The sequence below is a fragment of the Pseudomonas mohnii genome (assembly GCF_900105115.1).
Classification (GTDB): domain Bacteria; phylum Pseudomonadota; class Gammaproteobacteria; order Pseudomonadales; family Pseudomonadaceae; genus Aquipseudomonas; species Aquipseudomonas mohnii.
Genome location: NZ_FNRV01000001.1, coordinates 733,248 through 751,223, shown reverse-complemented (window position 1 = coordinate 751,223; position 17,976 = coordinate 733,248). Strand labels below are relative to the sequence as shown.

General features: G+C 60.8%; 22 protein-coding genes. 10 read left to right on the top strand and 12 right to left on the bottom strand.

Features of this window, described 5'->3' with window-relative positions; genetic code table 11:
* Nucleotides 1–178: 178 nt before the first annotated feature.
* Nucleotides 179–1,114 carry a hypothetical protein gene (locus tag BLV61_RS03315; RefSeq protein ID WP_047530040.1) on the top strand — a complete coding sequence of 312 codons (936 nt, stop codon included), beginning with the start codon at nucleotides 179–181 and terminating at the stop codon, nucleotides 1,112–1,114.
* A 175-nt stretch (nucleotides 1,115–1,289) separates the two neighbouring features.
* On the opposite strand, the gene BLV61_RS03310 is transcribed toward BLV61_RS03315, so the two are convergent.
* Nucleotides 1,290–1,901 (bottom strand): glutathione S-transferase, encoded by a 612-nt coding sequence (locus BLV61_RS03310; RefSeq protein ID WP_090462478.1) that lies wholly within the window; start codon nucleotides 1,899–1,901, stop codon nucleotides 1,290–1,292.
* A gap of 350 nt (nucleotides 1,902–2,251) precedes the next feature.
* Here BLV61_RS03310 and BLV61_RS03305 point away from each other — a divergent pair, with 350 nt between their 5' ends.
* From BLV61_RS03305 to BLV61_RS03295, 3 genes are all read left to right on the top strand, one after another.
* Complete coding sequence (locus BLV61_RS03305; RefSeq protein WP_047530036.1) at nucleotides 2,252–2,656, top strand: TraR/DksA family transcriptional regulator; 405 nt, start codon at nucleotides 2,252–2,254, stop codon at nucleotides 2,654–2,656.
* A 239-nt stretch (nucleotides 2,657–2,895) separates the two neighbouring features.
* A complete protein-coding gene (locus BLV61_RS03300) occupies nucleotides 2,896–4,500 on the top strand; it encodes a methyl-accepting chemotaxis protein (protein WP_047530034.1) in 1,605 nt (534 codons plus the stop codon).
* A gap of 252 nt (nucleotides 4,501–4,752) precedes the next feature.
* Nucleotides 4,753–4,968: a hypothetical protein gene (locus tag BLV61_RS03295; RefSeq protein WP_090462476.1), complete on the top strand. Its 216-nt coding sequence runs from the start codon at nucleotides 4,753–4,755 to the stop codon at nucleotides 4,966–4,968.
* Here the strand turns inward: BLV61_RS03295 and BLV61_RS03290 are convergent.
* The 4 genes from BLV61_RS03290 to BLV61_RS31820 all read right to left on the bottom strand — a co-directional run bounded on the left by BLV61_RS03290 (nucleotide 4,965) and on the right by BLV61_RS31820 (nucleotide 6,397).
* Nucleotides 4,965–5,204, bottom strand: a complete 240-nt coding sequence (locus tag BLV61_RS03290) for a DUF2789 domain-containing protein (RefSeq protein ID WP_047530030.1) — start codon at nucleotides 5,202–5,204, stop codon at nucleotides 4,965–4,967. The genes BLV61_RS03295 and BLV61_RS03290 overlap by 4 nt on opposite strands.
* 139 nt (nucleotides 5,205–5,343) lie before the next feature.
* Nucleotides 5,344–5,574 (bottom strand): hypothetical protein, encoded by a 231-nt coding sequence (locus BLV61_RS03285; protein ID WP_090462473.1) that lies wholly within the window; start codon nucleotides 5,572–5,574, stop codon nucleotides 5,344–5,346.
* A 160-nt stretch (nucleotides 5,575–5,734) separates the two neighbouring features.
* A complete protein-coding gene (locus BLV61_RS31495; RefSeq protein ID WP_090462471.1) occupies nucleotides 5,735–5,959 on the bottom strand; it encodes a hypothetical protein in 225 nt (74 codons plus the stop codon).
* A gap of 312 nt (nucleotides 5,960–6,271) precedes the next feature.
* Nucleotides 6,272–6,397: a hypothetical protein gene (locus BLV61_RS31820; RefSeq protein ID WP_256590283.1), complete on the bottom strand. Its 126-nt coding sequence runs from the start codon at nucleotides 6,395–6,397 to the stop codon at nucleotides 6,272–6,274.
* Between BLV61_RS31820 and BLV61_RS03275 the strand changes: the two genes are divergently transcribed.
* The 4 genes from BLV61_RS03275 to BLV61_RS03260 all read left to right on the top strand — a co-directional run bounded on the left by BLV61_RS03275 (nucleotide 6,371) and on the right by BLV61_RS03260 (nucleotide 8,729).
* Nucleotides 6,371–6,841: a hypothetical protein gene (locus tag BLV61_RS03275; RefSeq protein WP_047530027.1), complete on the top strand. Its 471-nt coding sequence runs from the start codon at nucleotides 6,371–6,373 to the stop codon at nucleotides 6,839–6,841. The genes BLV61_RS31820 and BLV61_RS03275 overlap by 27 nt on opposite strands.
* Nucleotides 6,841–7,038: a hypothetical protein gene (locus BLV61_RS03270; RefSeq protein WP_047530026.1), complete on the top strand. Its 198-nt coding sequence runs from the start codon at nucleotides 6,841–6,843 to the stop codon at nucleotides 7,036–7,038. The genes BLV61_RS03275 and BLV61_RS03270 overlap by 1 nt, the downstream gene beginning before the upstream one ends.
* Before the next feature lie 124 nt (nucleotides 7,039–7,162).
* Nucleotides 7,163–8,176, top strand: a complete 1,014-nt coding sequence (locus tag BLV61_RS03265) for an ABC transporter substrate-binding protein (protein WP_047530023.1) — start codon at nucleotides 7,163–7,165, stop codon at nucleotides 8,174–8,176.
* 115 nt (nucleotides 8,177–8,291) lie between these two features.
* A complete protein-coding gene (locus BLV61_RS03260) occupies nucleotides 8,292–8,729 on the top strand; it encodes a DUF3995 domain-containing protein (RefSeq protein ID WP_090462469.1) in 438 nt (145 codons plus the stop codon).
* Between the two features lie 55 nt (nucleotides 8,730–8,784).
* Here the strand turns inward: BLV61_RS03260 and BLV61_RS03255 are convergent, their stop codons facing one another.
* The 7 genes from BLV61_RS03255 to BLV61_RS03225 form a co-directional block, all read right to left on the bottom strand.
* Complete coding sequence (locus tag BLV61_RS03255) at nucleotides 8,785–9,147, bottom strand: Na+/H+ antiporter subunit G (protein WP_047530019.1); 363 nt, start codon at nucleotides 9,145–9,147, stop codon at nucleotides 8,785–8,787.
* Complete coding sequence (locus BLV61_RS03250; protein WP_047530017.1) at nucleotides 9,144–9,422, bottom strand: K+/H+ antiporter subunit F; 279 nt, start codon at nucleotides 9,420–9,422, stop codon at nucleotides 9,144–9,146. The genes BLV61_RS03255 and BLV61_RS03250 overlap by 4 nt, the downstream gene beginning before the upstream one ends.
* Entirely contained in the window at nucleotides 9,419–9,907 is a 489-nt protein-coding gene (locus BLV61_RS03245) for a Na+/H+ antiporter subunit E (RefSeq protein ID WP_047530014.1), read from the bottom strand. The genes BLV61_RS03250 and BLV61_RS03245 overlap by 4 nt, the downstream gene beginning before the upstream one ends.
* Complete coding sequence (locus BLV61_RS03240; RefSeq protein ID WP_090462467.1) at nucleotides 9,904–11,589, bottom strand: monovalent cation/H+ antiporter subunit D; 1,686 nt, start codon at nucleotides 11,587–11,589, stop codon at nucleotides 9,904–9,906. The genes BLV61_RS03245 and BLV61_RS03240 overlap by 4 nt, the downstream gene beginning before the upstream one ends.
* Complete coding sequence (locus BLV61_RS03235; protein ID WP_007986256.1) at nucleotides 11,586–11,930, bottom strand: Na+/H+ antiporter subunit C; 345 nt, start codon at nucleotides 11,928–11,930, stop codon at nucleotides 11,586–11,588. The genes BLV61_RS03240 and BLV61_RS03235 overlap by 4 nt, the downstream gene beginning before the upstream one ends.
* Nucleotides 11,930–14,848 carry a monovalent cation/H+ antiporter subunit A gene (locus BLV61_RS03230; protein ID WP_090462465.1) on the bottom strand — a complete coding sequence of 973 codons (2,919 nt, stop codon included), beginning with the start codon at nucleotides 14,846–14,848 and terminating at the stop codon, nucleotides 11,930–11,932. The genes BLV61_RS03235 and BLV61_RS03230 overlap by 1 nt, the downstream gene beginning before the upstream one ends.
* Before the next feature lie 182 nt (nucleotides 14,849–15,030).
* Complete coding sequence (locus BLV61_RS03225) at nucleotides 15,031–16,056, bottom strand: DMT family transporter (protein ID WP_047530005.1); 1,026 nt, start codon at nucleotides 16,054–16,056, stop codon at nucleotides 15,031–15,033.
* On the opposite strand from BLV61_RS03225, the gene BLV61_RS03220 reads away from it, so the two are divergent.
* Together BLV61_RS03220 and BLV61_RS03215 are read left to right on the top strand one after the other, a co-directional pair.
* Nucleotides 16,051–16,614, top strand: a complete 564-nt coding sequence (locus BLV61_RS03220) for a helix-turn-helix domain-containing protein (protein ID WP_047530003.1) — start codon at nucleotides 16,051–16,053, stop codon at nucleotides 16,612–16,614. The genes BLV61_RS03225 and BLV61_RS03220 overlap by 6 nt on opposite strands.
* A 157-nt stretch (nucleotides 16,615–16,771) precedes the next feature.
* Nucleotides 16,772–17,974: an SfnB family sulfur acquisition oxidoreductase gene (locus BLV61_RS03215; RefSeq protein WP_090462463.1), complete on the top strand. Its 1,203-nt coding sequence runs from the start codon at nucleotides 16,772–16,774 to the stop codon at nucleotides 17,972–17,974.
* Nucleotides 17,975–17,976: the final 2 nt, after the last annotated feature.

Sequence of the window (17,976 nt, the reverse complement as noted above, 5' to 3'; positions counted from 1 at the left end):
CAATGCAGAAAACCCGCCCGGGCTGGCCCTTTATTGCATCTTGCATGACCCCCGAAAGTTCAATCTTTGTAACCCGCTGAAGTTTAAAGACTTATCTGAAATTCGCGACTGGCATGGTCACTGCAATTGTTCATTCGAAGAGTTGTAACACCATCTTTCTGCCTGGAGCGATACAACGATGAATAGATCCTCTGATGGTTTCTATCCCGCCGCGGATGAATCGAGCACGCTCTCGGGTGTGTCCTGGGGGGCGATTTTCGCCGGGGCCGCGGCTGCGGCGGCGTTATCGCTGATCCTCGTGTTACTGGGTTTCGGCCTTGGGTTTTCGGCGGTTTCGCCCTGGGCCAATGAGGGGGTGAGCGCCAAAGGCCTGGGTATTTCAACAATCGTCTGGCTGGCCGCCACCCAGATCATCGCCTCCGGGGCCGGTGGCTATATCGCCGGCCGGCTGCGGGTGAAATGGGCGTATATGCACGGCGATGAAGTCTACTTCCGCGACACCGCCCATGGCTTCCTGGCGTGGTGCGTGGCGACACTCGTGACGGCGACGCTGGTGGCCGGTTCGGTCAGCAGCCTGATCAGCGGCGGGGTGCAGGCGGGGGCGAATGTCGCCGGTGGCGCGGCCAGTGCCATGACGCAAGTGGCCGGTACGGCTGCCGCCAATTCGGGCGGCGATCAATACGGTTACTTCGTCGACAGCCTGTTTCGCGATGATCGTCCGGCCGCCGTCAGCGATGACGCCGCCCGCGGCACCGTCACTCGCATCTTCGTCCGCTCCTTGAGTAACAACGGGCAACTGGCTGCCGAAGATCGTACTTATCTCGCGCAGTTGGTGGCGCAGCGGACCAACCTTACCCAGGCGGACGCTGAACGTCGTGTCGATGAAGTCTATGCCCGCACCCAACAAGCCGTGGCCGACGCCAAGCTGAAGGCACAACAAGCGGCAGACACGGCCGCTAAAGTCGCTGCCTGGACCACGTTGTGGATGTTCGTTGCGCTGTTGGCCGGTGCGTTTTTCGCCAGCCTTGCCGCGACTTTCGGCGGTCGTCGCCGGGATGCCGTGGTGTATCTGGAAACCGATAGCTACGTCACCACCACCACAGCCATTCGTTAACTCAGGAGAAACACCATGCGCTCATTACTGTTGTTCTTTCTTGGTGTACCCATCCCGATCATCATTCTGATCGCGCTGTTCATGCACTGATCTTCCGGGGCTTGTGCCTCTGCCGCTTCTGCCTTTGGCAGAAGCGGCATTTTTGTTGGAGGCCAGATCAGGCGCCGCCTGTCTGTCAGTCAATCGGCGTACTGACAAACGCCTCAAGCCCTTCGGCATACTCGGTGAATGCAGCGATTCGCGGCCATTGCGCCCCGGCGACCTGATCCGGCACCACCAGGTTGGTAAAGCTCCAGGCCACGGCGAGGGTGAGTCCATCCTGATCAATCGAACCGTCGGTTTTCAGCGGGTGTTTTTCCAGTTCCCGTTCCAGGGCTGAATAAGCCGCCGCTAGTTGTCCTTCGACCCGCTCAACCCAGGGTTCGTATTGAATCTCTGCCGGCCGTAAGTTGCGCTCGTAATAGAGCTGTACCGATTTTTCGCAGGCTGCCAACGCCAGCCCGATCAGGCGCAACGAGCGCACACGTTGCTCGATACCCTTGGGCATCAGGCTGCGGCCAGGTTCGGCCAGTGCCTCCAGGTAATCGATGATCAGGGTCGAATCCATCAGGACTTCGCCATCATCCAGCACCAGCGTGGGGGCCTTGACCACCGGGTTGATCTGCTGGAACTGCTCGAAGTGCCTGAACACCGAAACCGATTCATGCTCCAGCGCAATGCCCAGGCGTTTGGCAGAAATGGCGACGCGTCGTACGTAGGGCGAATCCAGCATGCCGATCAGCTTCATTTAACCGCTCCTTGAAATAGCCACTTCGGGACGGACAACCTTAGCTGAGATGGTCTGGCGTGAAAATGGGAGCGTGCCGGTAGCCATTTGTCTTCTATATACCTCCGCTGGATTGAATTTCTTGCTATAAACGCACTCCGATGCCCGCCTTAGATCATTTTCGAGGCTTTGCCGGGAAAATTCGCTGTCTTTTCAGTTGCTGAGGCCTCAAGTCGGCCTTAGACTGCCGCCCCTCGTAAATTGAGTGCCGGGTGGCGCTTGGAACAAACGGCGCCTTTCCGATGGCCTGCCCAGGTCCGCCGGAAAGCTCCCTTATTCGCCTTAATGCACGTTTTTTTATAGAGATATCAATGACAAAGGACAAGTTGCTGGCCATGCCGGCGGATGACTACATGAATGCCGAGCAACATGCTTTTTTCGCCGAGCTGTTGCAGAACATGAAAGTCGAAACCCATGAGCGCATCGAACAGAACCGCATTGCCATCGAGAGCCTGGACACCCCGGCCGATCCGGCTGACGCGGCTTCCGTCGAAGAAGAGCGCACCTGGCTGGTGAACGCGATCGATCGCGATCAGCGCATGCTGCCTCAGTTGGAACAAGCCCTGGAACGCATCAAGGAAGACAGCTTCGGCTGGTGCGATGACAGCGGTGAGCCCATCGGCCTGAAACGCCTGCTGATCAGCCCGACGACCAAGTACTGCATCGAAGCTCAAGAGCGTCACGAGCAGATCGACAAGCACCAGCGTCAAGCGTGATTCTGCAAGGCCGCCCGTTTAATTCGGGTAGCCTGTGAAAAGATCGCAGCCTTCGTCAGCGCCTGCCTACCGTCCGGTCGGCGCTGCCGAAGGCTGCGATCTTTGCTTTTCGACGCCTGCGTAAAGCTCCGCACTTCTATTGATCTGCTGCAACGACCACGACTAAAGGCCCATGGATAATGGCTTTCTGCTGGCGTTTAATGCGATGACAACAATTAGAAGATGGCGGGGTGATAACGATGACGAGAGACGGATCTCTGGTTGCGGCAGTGCCTGCACCAGTACTTTTGCCGAAACACCGCTGGCTGACGCCGTCGCTGCAGAGCATCGCCCTGATGCTGTTGCTGTGTGGCATGACGGTGGGGGGCTGGTCGCTTTACCTGAGCCTGCCATTGGCGGTGCTCATTATCTGGCTCCCTCGCCTGCGTTCGCGTGCGGCACCTGAAGCGGTTCCGGCGGATACGTCCAGCGCCATCTCCGCGTTAACCCGCGATCTTTCCTACACCACCAGTCATAACGCCTTGTCGGCCGCAGGCGTGGCCTTTTCGGTCAAGCAACTGGCGGACAAGCTGCAATCGCAACTCGGTGCGGCGGCGCAGATCGTCAGCAACGCCGAAGTGATGATTGCCACCGAACAAGCCACCTCGACCCTCAGTCGCGAAGCCCTGAGCGCTGCCAGCGAGGCGCATCAGAGTGGCGTGGCCGGGCGAACCGAACTGATCGAGTCGATTGCGCGCATGCATCAGCTCAGTCAGCGCGCCAGTAACAGCCGCGAGCTGATCGAGGCCCTGAGCCTGCGCAGCGATGACATTCAGCGGGTCACCTTGGTGATTCAGTCCATCGCCAGCCAGACCAACTTGCTGGCGTTGAACGCCGCCATCGAAGCGGCGCGCGCCGGGGAGCACGGGCGTGGTTTTGCGGTGGTGGCCGACGAGGTTCGTGGCCTCGCCGCGCGCACCGCCACGGCGACCGGTGAAGTCGGGGAGATGGTGGCCGATATCCAGCAACGCACCGCGCAAGTGGTGGAGCAGATCCGTCAACTGTCCAGCGACCTCGACACCGGCGTCCAGCAGGTCGAGCACACGGGGCAGCATCTGGATAACATCGCGCGGCTGGCGGCCAGTGTCGAACATCAGGTCGGGGAAATTGCCCGAGGCGCAGAGACCAATCGCGAACAGCTCGACAGCCTGTTTCATGCCATCGAACAGATGCGCAGCGACCTGGCCATCAGCGACCAGCAGACTCAGCGTCTGGCTCAGGCCGCGGTGCAGATGGAAGGTCAGGCCGAAACCATCAGTGAGCGCCTGGCGGAAGTCGGGCTGGATGACTATCACCAGCGGATCTACGACCTGGCCCGCGAAGGGGCGAGCCAGATTACCGCGCGATTCGAAGCGGACATCGATGCCGGACGTATCAGTCTCGATGACCTGTTCGACCGAAACTATCAGGCAATCCCCGACACCAGCCCGCCCAAGTACCAGACGCGCTTCGACCGCTACACCGATCAGGTCTTGCCAGCGATTCAGGAGCCGCTGTTGCCGCGCCATGAAGGCCTGGTGTTCGCCATTGCCTGCACCCCACAAGGCTACGTGCCGACCCACAACAAAGTCTTCAGCCAGCCGCTGACCGGCGATGTGCAGGTCGATACCTTGCAAAACCGCACCAAACGCAAATTCGCCGACCGCACCGGCGTCCGTTGCGGCAGCCACCAGCAGGCGGTGCTGCTGCAAACCTACACTCGCGATACCGGAGAACTCATGCACGACCTGTCGGTGCCGATCCTGCTCAAGGGTCGTCATTGGGGCGGTTTGCGCCTGGGTTACAAGCCGGAAAATCCGCGCTAGCGACTTGATGCTGTTCAGATAAGGACGACCACTTCTGCTATGACGAGCAAGCTCGCTCGCCACAGATACAGTGGTCGTCCTGAATGGCGTCTTTCGCAGGAGCCCGTCAAACCGGCTCCAGCAGGTGGGATGGGGTGCTTTATTGTTACGGTTTTGGCAACTCTGCTGTGCGGGGCCGCTGCTTTTTCCGCTCGTATCCGCTGATTAACATGCCGGCATAGTTAGGTTGCTAACTGAGCTCGAGAGGTCAGCATGGACGGTAAGGTTGATGTTGCGGTGATGATTGGCAGCGGTGTGCCCGCCAGTTTGCGGGCGTTGGGGCAGAGTGTCTGCTGGGTGGTGCTGCTCAACGGTGAGCGCCGGGGGACGGCGTTTTCCAGTCGCGATGAAGCGGAGGAGTGCAAGGCTGCCTGGTTGGCGCAATTGAATACTGCAACACCTGGCAGCCTGCGTTACGCCCGGGGTTAGTGAATTTGATGCATACGCAGGTTCAAGTCGTCGACCACCCGCGCCCAGTCGGCATCTTCACGCAATTGTTCTTTCAGGAAGCCTGCCTGTTGCGGCGTCCAGAACTCGGCGTCGATGAGTTTCTTGTCGTCGGGCAACGGTGAATGGCTGGCAATGAAATCGTCGATAGCTTTCTGGGTGGAGTCCAGGCCGAGCTGGTCGAACAAACCTTTCAAGTCGTGTGTCGGTGATTCCATCTTCATCTCCTTGCAGCGGGTCGGTCACGTCGAGTACGAGATCTGAGGCGCGGCTACATTGCATCTGAGGGGGCCGCGCGTCAGGAGTTCGAAAGCGATGTTCAAACGCAGCAGTGAGCATAGACCGCAAACTCGAACATCAGGCTTTCAATGCACCTGCATCGACGGCCGCCTTCAACTCCCTGGCGGATTCCTGGGCCGCGGTGGCGGCGACGTCCGAGGTTTTGAACCAGCGATCTTTTTCGACCTGATGGTAGCTCACGGTATTCAGCGGCGGCTTGGCGCGCATGACAATGACAGCCTGGAATTCGCCGTCGACCTCTCTGGCTTCGCCCCAAATAAAAAATTCGCCGATATCAAATTCCGTCACGTAGCTGCCTTCCCTTGGAAATAACTGTTTTGTTTAACGCCGCCCACCCAGAGAGGGGGGCGTATCGTTGGCCGGGCAGTATGGCAGTTGTTGCAGGCCGGCGGCTGAGTTAAGTCGCCGGCATGACGAAACGTCTATCCAAAGGCAAGGCGCGATCCGGTCAGGTACGTGATTCAAGTGACCGGGCGAGCGCGCAGGCTTCGTTGTGATCACCGCGGAAACCTCTTACATGTCCTGTGGAAATTTCTTTGATATGGAAGAAAGCATTGCCGGCCAATATCACCTGGAACTTCGGTGGGCCGGGGATGTGGGTGACCCGTTCAGGGTGCTGTAACACCGCCGGATGCAGCGTTTGGGGATGAGCGAAGTGTGTCAGTGTGCACATATGAAGTCCTTTTCATTGTTTTACCGACGTATGTACGACGGTATGGGTAGTCTCGATGAGCGTCGCTGCTCTAGAATCACCCCCACTGGTGGGTGATCGATGTTTATCTAAAGCAATTTCTTTCTGGCGATATGTCAGAAAAGTGCTTTTTTTTGAGAGAATTTTCCTTGAAGTTGATAGTCCGCACTTATCTGGCCGTACGAAGGGCGTTTTCCTTCAACCTTTGACGAACGTCAGGCAAGACGATGTGAGCGACATCCAGTAGTCTGCTCAAGCGTCGTGATGGATGAGCCTCCTGCTCATCTCAGGATTTCAATTCGGGTTATCTGGCTTCACCTTCGGCATTGCCGCTTTTTTTGGCTGTGCGCTGTTTTCGCGTGCAGCGTCATTTTCAGATGTGGGGATGTTTCCTTGGCAGTAAGTAATCTCGATATGCATGCTTTGTTCGTGCTGGGTGATTTGCGCGCAAAGCTTGTTAAACAGTTTCAGTCACGTTTCGTTTACATCACCGAACAGAACGCTGAAGGCATTTACGTTGCCGAAATCGACACCGAGTCAGCGCTGGTGGTAGACGATAAACCCGGGCTCAAACTCAAGGTTGGCGATCATTTCAGTGCCTCGGTTTTGCCCAGTCGCGAAGGCGGCAAACTGGAAATCAAATTCCGTGATATCAAACTGACGGTCTACGGCCTGGGCGATTATGCCTTTGTCACCACCGCCGACGGCCATGCCATCGTGTTCAAGGAGGGTCACAACGTGGTGACGGTGTTCGCCGCCCACGAGCAGTTGCAGGAAGGCCTGACCAAAACCCTCAAGGCCGTGACAGCCAAGGCCGCCAAGTGGCGCAAGGGTGAACTGGTGACGTTCAAGGCCAGCGAGTAATGAGCCTGACCCGCGCCGACTTCCATGAGCAGAACCTCGCCAACGCTCAAGCCGAGGCCCAACGGCTGTTCGGGCAGAAGGCTGTGCTGCAGGGAGCCTGGCTGAATTGGGTGGCCTCGCAGATCTACGCGTTGCGCCCGGCAGCGTATGCCAGCATGGTCAGAAGAGAACTGGCGCGCTTGCAGGAAACTTCCTAAAACCAGGGCATGCCCCCTCGAAAGCGGGAACCTCTACTACAGTCAGTTGACTGACTATTCAGAGGCTTCGCGGCCTTTTGCCAGGCCATCCTGCGATTGCTGTGAACAGCACGAGGTGTAAAGCATGAAAGGTTTTCGACGGTTGCTGGCCGCTGCCCTGGCCACTTTCGGGTTGTTGGCGTCATCGGTTCCCGTATCGGCTGCCCAGGCACCGATCCACTTCGCCGACCTGAATTGGGAGAGTGGCAGCCTGATCACCGATATCCTGCGCATCATTGTCGAGAAGGGCTACGGGTTGCCGACCGACACCTTGCCGGGCACCACCATTACCCTGGAAACCGCCCTGGCCAACAATGACATTCAGGTCATTGGCGAGGAATGGGCCGGGCGCAGTCCGGTCTGGGTCAAGGCGGAGGCCGAAGGCAAGGTGGTGAGCCTGGGGGATACGGTCAAGGGCGCCACCGAAGGCTGGTGGGTGCCGGAGTATGTGATCAAGGGTGACCCGGCCAGGGGCATCAAGCCGCTGGCGCCGGATCTGCGCAGTGTCACTGACCTGCCGCGCTACAAAGAGGTGTTCAAGGACCCGGAAGCCCCGACCAAGGGACGGTTCCTCAACAGCCCCATCGGCTGGACTTCGGAAGTGGTCAACAAACAGAAGCTCAGGGCGTATGGGCTGGAAGACAGCTACGTGAACTTCCGCAGTGGTTCCGGCGCGGCACTGGACGCGGAGATCAGTTCCTCTATCCGTCGCGGCAAACCGGTGCTGTTCTATTATTGGTCGCCCACGCCGCTGCTCGGTCGATTCAAATTGATTCAACTGCAAGAGCCTCCGTTCGACGCCGAAGCCTGGAAAACCCTGACCGATGCTGACAATCCCAATCCGAAACCGACCCGTTCGCTGGCTTCGAAACTGTCCATTGGCGTGTCCACGCCGTTCCAGAAACAGTACCCGCAGATTGCCGAGTTCTTCACCAAGGTCGATCTGCCCATCGATCCGTTGAACAAGGCCCTGGCCGAGATGAGCGAGAAACACACCGCGCCGCGCCAGGCCGCCGAGGCGTTCATGAAGGCACACCCGGATGTGTGGAAAGCCTGGCTGCCCAAGGAGGTGGCGGACAAGGTGTCCGCCGGGCTCTGAGGCCGTCGGCGATGGCCGGCGGTGGCGTTGGTCGGGTCGGACCGACAAGTTCGTGCAGTTCAGGAAATGCCAACTAGGATGATTTTGTTCAAATTCCTTTCAAGGATTTCTGACCATGACTCTGGTGTTGGCTCAATGGCTGGTGATGATCTTCGCCGCGATCAGCCTGATGCATGTCTACTGGGCTTTGGGTGGCGAATGGGCCGCCGTGGCGGTGGTGCCGCAAGTGCCGGTGGAAGGCGGGCTGAAATTGCGACCGGCCTTCAGACCGCGGGGCTGGATCACGCTGATGGTGGCCGGTGCGCTGTTGCTGATTTCATTGCTGGTGTGCTTGCGCGTGGGGTGGTGGGTGCCGGCGGTGTCCCATTGGGCGCTGCAATGGCTGATCAGTGCCATCGCGATCATGATGTTCGCCCGGGCCATTGGGGATTCGGACCTGGTGGGCTTTTTCAAAGAGGTCAAGGGCTCGAAGTTTGCCCGGCTGGATACCTGGGTTTACTCGCCGTTGTGTGTGGTGCTGGGGGCGGGGTTGTTGGCGGTGGCCTGGGTCTGAATCTATCGCGAGCCTGCTCGCGATAGGGTCAGCCCGGTCAGCGCAAAACGTTTAATTAGCGACCGCTTTCGCTGTGCCGGCTGGACACCTCCGCCGGCACATCATCCCCCGCCATGCGCTTGCGAAACAGCGCCGCCCTGGCCAACAGCAAGGTGGTCACCGGCACGGTAATCGCCAGCAGAATCGGAATCAGCCAGGCGTGCAGCACCGGCGCGGACTTGAGTGCCGAAAAGTAGATGATCGAGGCCAGTGCCACGCACCAGGCGCCCAGGGTCGAGGCCAGCGCCGGCGGGTGCATGCGCTGGAAGTAATCCTTCATTCGCACCAGACCGATGGCACCGACCAATGCAAACAGACTGCTGAGTACCAGCAGGATGACCACCGGGATTTCCACCCACACAGACAGTTGCGCGCTCATTCGATCACCTCGCCACGCAGCAGGAATTTCGCCAGGGCAAACGAGCCGACGAAGCCAAACAGCGCTATCAGCAGCGCTGCCTCGAAGTAAGTGTCACTGGCATAGCGAATGCCCAGTGCCAGCATCATCAGCATCGCGATGATGTACAGGTAGTCCAGTGCCAGTACCCGGTCCTGGGCCGACGGGCCCTTGAACAGGCGGATGAGGGTCAGAATCATCGCCACGGAAAACAGCAACAGGCTCAGCATAATTGCATTCGATAGCAGGGCGCTCATTCGAATATCTCCATCAACGGGCGCTCGTAGGTCGCCTTGAAGTGCTCAATGAACAGTGCTTCGTCTTCCAGATCGAAGACATGCAACAGCAGAATGCTGCGGTCCAGCGCCAGTTCCGACCAGACCGTGCCAGGCACCACGGTGCAGATCATCGACAGCGTCGCCAGGCCGTTGGCGTCGCGCAGGTCCAGCGGTACCTTGATGAACCGCGAGCGCGGTGGCCGGCGCCCGGCGTTGAGCACGCTCCAGGCCACGGCGAGGTTGGACACCACCACATCGCGTCCGACCATCAGGAACAGGCGCAGGATCACCCCCGGCCGGCGGATGCGGATCGGCAGCGGGCGCAATTTGCGCATCATCAACGGTGCGCAGAACCCCAGCATTGCACCCAGCAACAAATTGCCGGGACTCATCGACAGGTTCAGCACCAGCCACAACAGCCACAGCGCCAGCGACAACCATGGTGCAGGAAACAGGCGCTTCATGGTTGCACCTCCAGCAGCGCGGCCTTGGATTCCGGGCTGGGCACTGCCCGGGTGCCGAGCACGGCCATCACATACTGCTGCGGGTTGTTCAAGGTGTCGGCGGCCGCCTGGGTGTAGCGCAACAGTGGTTCGGCCTTGAAGGTCAACAGGATGCTCAGACCCAACAGCGCGAAAATCGGCACGCACTCCAGCCGCCGCAGGACCGGCGACGGTCGTTCTTGCGGCGTCCAGAAACGCTGGATGCCCAGGCGCGAAAAGGCGACCAGCGAGGCCAGCCCGGAGAGGATCAGCAACGCCAGCAACCCCCACGCCGCGTTCGACACCGGCTCGTCGCCGGCACTGCCCAGGCCCAGTGGGTTGAGCAGGGCGCTGAGCAGGCCGAGTTTGCCAATGAACCCAGAGAGCGGTGGCATGCCGATGATCAACAGCGCGCAGGCAATGAAGCTCAAGCCGAGGAAGGCCATGGTCCAGGGAATCACCTGGCCGACCACGGCTTTGAGATCGTCGTCGAGGTTGATGCCTTTGACCGGTGCCGAAGCTTGCAGCGGTCGTGGCAGCATCTCGTTTTCATCTTCCAGCGGGATCTCGACGGCCGAGCGCGAACGCTCGATCAATTCGGCCAGCAGGAACAGCGCGCTCAGTGCGAGGGTCGAGCTGACCAGATAGAACAGCGCCGCGCCGATCAGGTTGGGTTGGGCGAAACCGATGGCCGACAACAGAATGCCCGCCGACACCAGAATGCTCAGGCTGGCCATGCGCTCCAACCGTTGCGCGGCGAGGATCGCTATGGCCGCGCAGACGATGGTCGCCATGCCGCCGTAGATCAGCCAGTCGCCGGCGAAGTACGCCGACGCCCCGGCCTGCCCGGAGAACAGCAGGGTCCACAGGCGCAGCAGGGTGTAGATGCCGACCTTGGTCATGATCGCGAACATCGCTGCCACTGGCGCGCTCGCCGAGGAATAGGCCGGCACCAGCCAGAAGTTCAGCGGCCACATCCCGGCCTTGGCCAGGAACGCTACCGCGAGAATGCCTGCACCGGCATGCAGCAGGCCGCGATCGGCCTCCGGCACCAGCGGAATCTTCAACGCCAGGTCGGCCATGTTCAAGGTGCCGGTGACGCCGTAGATCAGCGCCGCGCCAATCAGGAACAGGGTCGAGGCCAGCAGGTTGATCGAGATGTAGTGCAGCCCCGCCGACACCCGCGCGCGACCCGAACCGTGCAGCATCAGGCCATAGGAAGCGGCCAGCAGCACTTCAAAGAACACGAACAGGTTGAACAGGTCCGCCGTCAGGAAGGCGCCATACAGGCCCATCAACTGAATCTGGAACAGCGCATGGAAACTCGAGCCGGCACTGTCCCAGCGCGCCATGGCGAACAGCAACGCGCTGACGCCGATGATGCCGGTCAGTACCAGCATCAACGCGGAGAGGCGATCGACCACCAGCACCAGGCCGAACGGCGTCTGCCAGTTGCCCGGCAGGTAGACGCCTATGGAGCCGGGCACGCCGGTGGTTTGTGTCCATTGCAGCAGCAAGACGGAAATGCCCAGGCCCAGCAGGCTGGAGAACAGGTTTATCTTCGCTTTGAGCGGGCGACGTTTCTCGCCGAGCATCAGCATGATGGCGGCGGTCAGCAGCGGCAGCAGAATCGGGGCCGCGATCAGGTGCGTCATTGCATTCATTCTTTAGGCTCCCGGCCATCCACATGGTCGGTGCCGGTCAGGCCCCGAGAGGCCAGCAAAACCACGAGGAACAGCGCGGTCATGGCGAAGCTGATCACGATCGCCGTGAGGACCAGCGCCTGCGGCAACGGGTCGGTGTAATGCAGAAGGTCCTGCGGCACGCCGTCCTTGATGATCGGCTCCTTGCCGATGAACAGGCTGCCCATGCTGAAGATGAACAGGTTGACGCCATAGGACAGCAGGCACAGGCCCATGACCACCTGGAACGTCCGTGGCCGCAGGATCAGCCAGACGCCGGACGCGGCCAGTACGCCGATGGCGATGGCAATGACTTCTTCCATCAGACGGTCTCCTTCATGGCGACGGGTTTTGGCTGCGCAGCCGTTTTGTGACCCCGAACCGATTGGTGGGCGAGGGCGGTGAGGATCAGCAGCGTCGAGCCCACCACCACGGCGTACACGCCAATGTCAAAGAACAGAGCGCTGGCCAGATGAATGTCGCCCAGCACGGGCAGGTCCAGATGCCAGGTGTGAGTGGTGAGGAATGGATACCCGACCGCCATGGCGCCCAGGCCCGTGACGGTGGCGAACAGCAGGCCGGTGCTCATCCAGCGCAGCGGTCGCAGGCTCATTTGCGCTTCGACCCATTGGGTGCCGGCGACCATGTATTGCAGGATGAACGCGACTGACATCACCAGCCCCGCGACGAAACCGCCACCCGGTTGGTTGTGCCCGCGCATGAACAGGTAAAAGGACACCACCAGGGCAATCGGCAGCAGCAGGCGCACCAGCACCGCCGGGACCATCATGAAGCCCAGGGCGGTGTCGCTGGCTTGGCGCGGGTTGACCAGGTCAGTAACCACGTCGGGCGCCAGCAGGCGTTGTTGCGCCGGCAGTTGCAGGCTTTCTTTCGGTGGGCGGAAACGTCGCAGCAAGGCGAACACGGTCAGGGCCACGGCCACCAGCACGGTGATTTCGCCCAGGGTGTCGAAGCCGCGGAAGTCCACCAGCATCACGTTCACTACGTTACTGCCACCGCCTTCAGGCAGAGCGCGGCTGAGGTAGAACGAGGAAATGTCGTTGGGTGTCTGTCGGGTCAGCATCGCATAGGCCAGCAACGCCATGCCGCCGCCGACCACGGTCGACAGCAGCAAGTCACGGATACGGCGGATGCGCGCTTTGCGCAGGCTGCTCGGCAAGGGCGAGACTTCTTCGATCCGTCGGGGCAGCCAGCGCAGGCCCAGCAGGATCAGCACCGTGGTCACCACTTCGACCACCAGCTGCGTCAGGGCCAGGTCCGGCGCCGAGAACCAGACAAAGGTCACGCAGGTCATCAGGCCGCAGACGCTGACCATGGTCAGGGCGGCGAGACGGTGGTACTTGGCCTGCCAGGCGGCGCCAAGGGCGCAGGCAATCGCCAGCAGCCACAGGATGACGAACACGATCGAGCCCGGAATCTTCGGCCGGTCGCCCCAGTGCAGGCTGCTGTGCAACATCGGAATCAAGCCGGCCAGCACGGCGGCGAGCACCATCAGGAACAGCTGGGTCTGCAGGCGTTTGGTACTGATCCGTCGTTCCAGGCGCCGGGCCAGGCGCATTTTGATCACCAGGACGCGTTCGAACAGGCGCTTGCCGTTGAACCGTCCAATCAGCGGCGGGTAGCGGAAGCGCCCGCGCTTGAGCTGATTACGCAGCAGCAGATACACCACGATGCCGCCGGACATGGCGATCAGGCTCATGATCATCGGCGCGTTCCAGCCGTGCCAGATCGCCAGGCTGTACTCCGGCAAGGTGCCGCCCACCACCGGCAGCGCGGCCGCGGCGAGCAGCGGGCCCACCACCTGGGCAGGGAAAATGCCCACCACCAGGCAGGTGAACACCAGCAACTCGACCGGCGCGCGCATCCAGCGTGGCGGTTCGTGCGGGGTGTGGGGCAGGTCGGTGGCGGTCGGGCCGAAGAACACGTCCACGGTGAACCGCAGGGAGTAGGCGACGCTGAAGGTGCCGGCGATGGTCGCGACGATCGGCAGGGTCATCTCGACCCAGGCTGTGGCGTTGATGAACACCGTTTCGGCGAAGAACATCTCTTTTGAGAGGAAGCCGTTGAGCAATGGCACGCCGGCCATGGAGGCACTGGCGACCATGGCCAGGGTCGCGGTGAACGGAATCAGCTTGAACAGGCCGTTGAGCCGGCGAATGTCTCGGGTGCCGCTTTCGTGGTCGATAATCCCGGCGGCCATGAACAGCGAGGCCTTGAAGGTGGCATGGTTGAGGATGTGAAACACTGCTGCCACGGCCGCCAGCGGACTGTTCAGGCCCAGCAGCAGGGTGATCAGGCCCAGGTGGCTGATCGTCGAGTAGGCCAGCAGGCCCTTGAGGTCGTTCTGGAACATCGCGCAATAGGCGCCGAGCAACAGGGTGCAGGCCCCGGCCCCGCTGACGATGTAGAACCATTCTTCGCTGCCGGACAGCGATGGCCACAACCGTGCCAGCAGAAACACCCCGGCCTTGACCATGGTCGCCGAGTGCAGATAGGCCGACACCGGTGTCGGCGCCGCCATGGCGTGGGGCAGCCAGAAGTGGAAGGGGAATTGCGCGCTTTTGCTCAGCGCGCCGATCAGGATCAGGGGGAGCAGAATGGGGTAGAGGGCATGTGCGCGAATCAGATCGCCGGCGGCCAGGACCTTGTCCAGGTCATAGCTGCCGACCACATGGCCAAGCAGCATGACCCCCGCCAGCAGGCACAGACCGCCAGCGCCGGTGACCATCAGCGCCATATAGGCTCCGCGCCGGGCATCGGCCCGGTGGTGCCAGTAGCCGATCAGCAGGAATGAAAAGAGGCTGGTCAGCTCCCAGAAAAACACGATCTGAATCAGGTTGCCGGAGATCACCAGCCCGAGCATGGCGCCCATGAACGCCAGGAAAAACGCAAAGAAGCGAGGCACCGGATCGTCCGGCGACATGTAGTAACGCGCGTACAGGGACACCAGCGTGCCGATGCCCAGTACCAGCATCGAGAACAGCCAGGCGAAACCGTCCATGCGCAAGACAAAGTTCAGGCCCAGGCTGGGCAGCCAGAAGAACTCTTCACGGATTACGCCGCCATGGGCGATTTGCGGGTACAGGAGCGCGACCTGAAGGGTGCCGATCAAGGCCACCAGGCCAGCCAACAGGGATTCGGTATTACGCGCGTTGTGTGGCAGCACGGCTGCCAGACAGCTGCCTATGAAAGGCAGAAGCAGTAGAACTATCAGGGACATAGGCTTCTAATCTGCGGAAGTTTGTGAAGCATCATACGTGCCAGCTCCCGGATCGCCAAACGCCAAGCTGTCGCAGAATCCTACAAAGTAGACGGAAAAGGCCCGTTTTTCATTGTTTCAGAGAAACGTGTTTAACCGGACTGACGCCATGGCGATTTATCAATCGTCGCAGATTTCATCGCTTAACCTTGAGTCTCGCGCTCCAGGGCCTCTTCAGGCGTAGCAACCTTACCCTTGGTCTTCAGCTCACTGACAATCACCGCCGCGACGATCAACCCCGCCCCCAGTAGCGCAATCGCCGGCAAGCGTTCCCCGGCAATCCGCCCGACAATCCCGGCCCACACCGGCTCACCGGCATAAATCAGCGTGGCGCGGGTGGGCGAAACACTCTTCTGCGCCCAGTTCATTGCCACTTGAATCGCGGCGCTCGCCATGCCCAGGCCCAAGGCACTGCACAGCAGCAGCCAGGAGAAATCCGGAATCCGTTCCTGGGTCGGGACCACCATCAGGAACGACAGCAGGGATGTGACAGCCAGTTGCACCACGGTCACCCGCTTCACATCGACCTGGCCGGCATAGGTGCTGATCAGAATGATTTCCGCCGCAATGGCGATGGCGCTGATCAAGGTCGCGATTTCACCGGGGCTGAAGTGGAACGAAGCCCCGGCCGGGCCCGACAGCAGCATCAGGCCAGTGAAAGCCAGCATGATGCCGATGCTCGGCATCAGCCCCGGACGACGTCCCAGTACCAGCCATTGCAGCAAGGGCACGAAGGGCACGTAAAGCGCGGTGATGAACGCCGACTGGCTGCTGGGAATACTTTGCAACCCGACGGTCTGCAGGCCGTAACCGAGCATGATCGCCACGCCGATAAAGGCGCCGGCCTTGAATTCGAAAAAGGTCAGGTCGCGCAGGGTGCGCCAGGAGAAGAGGGCCACGATGCTTGCGGCGGCGGCAAAGCGCAGGCCGACGAAAAACATCGGCCCGCTGACGGTCATCGCATGCTGAACCAGCAAAAAGGTCCCGCCCCAGACCATGGTGATCAGCACCAGCACGCACTCGGCCTTGCTGAGCCGCAGGAAACGGGAGGAAGCTTGAGGAGCGTTCGGCGACGTCATGATCTTGCGCACTACCTGAGGGGGACGCACAATGCGCCGGAAGTTGGGCAGTATACTGCGCAGCACCACCAAGTGAGCAATATAGTGCACAAAGATTCCACGCCCCGGGCTTCGGTCCTGCAGCACGTCAGCCAGAATATCCGACGCCTGCGCCATGCCGCCGACATGAGCCAGACCGCCCTGGCGGAAAAGTCCGGTGTCAGCCGCCGCATGCTGGTGGCCATCGAAGCAGGCGAAAAGAACGTCAGCCTGACCACCCTCGATCGCGTGGCCGAAGCCCTGGACGTGGCGTTCAGTGACCTGATCCAGGCCCCCGACGCCCGCGATCACAGCCGCATCAATGAGCTGGCCTGGGCAGGGACGATCCCCGGTAGCAAGGCGGTATTGCTGGCCAAGGCCAACGCGACCCGCGAAGTCGAACTCTGGGAATGGCGCCTCGAACCGGGCGAGCATTATCCGTCGGAACCGGATGCCGATGGCTGGAGCGAACAGTTCTACGTCTTCGAAGGCTGCCTGACCCTGATGGTCGGTGATGTGCCGCATCGTATCAGCGCCGGCGAGTTCTTCATGTTCGCCAGCAACCAGCCACATTCCTATCGCAACGATGGGCCGGTGGCGGTGCGTTTTGTGCGCAACGTGGTGATCTGAACTGTTTGCCCATCAACACTGGATAAACATTTTGCTGTTCTCAAGTTGTGAGGCTTTCTCGGTTAATTGGTTAACTCATTGAAAAATAAGTAATTAAATTTCAGGCACGACTCCTGCAAAAGCTCTGGTGCACTCACCCAGAACCTGGAGTCGGCCCATGACAGCCTCAGCCCAACCCACTCATACCGCCCACGTGATCCGCTCGGACGCCGAGACGATTGCCGTCGCTCACAAGCTCGCCGCGCGTTTCGCCGTCGAGGCCAGCGTACGGGATCGCGAGCGACGCCTGCCCGTCGCCGAACTCGACGAGTTCTCAGCCAGCGGCCTCTGGGGCATCACCGTGCCAAAAGCCTACGGTGGTGCCGGCGTCTCCTATGTGACCGTGGCCGAAGTGATCAAGATCATTTCCGCCGCCGATTCGTCCCTCGGCCAGATCCCGCAAAACCACCTCGGCGTGCTCGACATTCTGCTGCAAACCGCCAGCGAAGAGCAGAAGCGCTACTACTTCGGCAAAGTGCTGAAGGGCTACCGTTTCGGCAATGCCTTCTCCGAATCCAAAAGCAAAAACGCCGGCGCCTTCGAAACCCGGATTCGTTTCAGCGATGACAGCGCGCAAATCGATGGCGAGAAGTTCTACTGCACCGGTGCGCTGTTCGCGCACATCGTGCCGGCAGTGGCGGTCAACGAGCAGAACCAGGCGTTCATCGCCTTCATCGAGCGTGATAACCCGGGCTTGAGCGTGATCGACAGCTGGGACGGTTTCGGCCAGCGCACCACCGCCAGCGGCGGAGTGACCCTGAACGCGGTGAAGGTTCCGCTCAGCGCGGTGATCCCGGCCCATAAAGCCTTCGATGAACCCACCGCCGACGGCCCGATCTCGCAAATCATCCAGGCCGCCGTCGACACCGGCATCGCCGTCGGCGCCCTGGAAGAAACCAAGCGCTACGCTCGTGAGGCGCGACCCTGGATCGACAGCGGCCAGGATCACGGCTGGCAGGACCCGTTCAGCATCGCCGCCATCGGCGACCTCGAATGGCGCGTGCATGGCACGGAAGCGATCCTGAAAAAAGCCGGCCAGGCCATCGATGCCGCGCTGCTCGACGCCAATGAAGACACCGTGGCCCACGCATCGGTGGTGGTAGCCCAGGCCAAAGTGTTGTCTGCCGAGATCGCCTTGCTCGTCAGCAGCAAGCTTTTCGAGCTGGCGGGAACCCGCTCGGTGCTCGGCAAATACAACCTCGATCGCCACTGGCGCAACGCCCGGACCCACACCCTGCACGACCCGGCGCGCTGGAAATACCACCTGATCGGCAACTACCTGCTCAACGGCGTGAAACCTGCGCGCCACGCCTGGAACTGAGG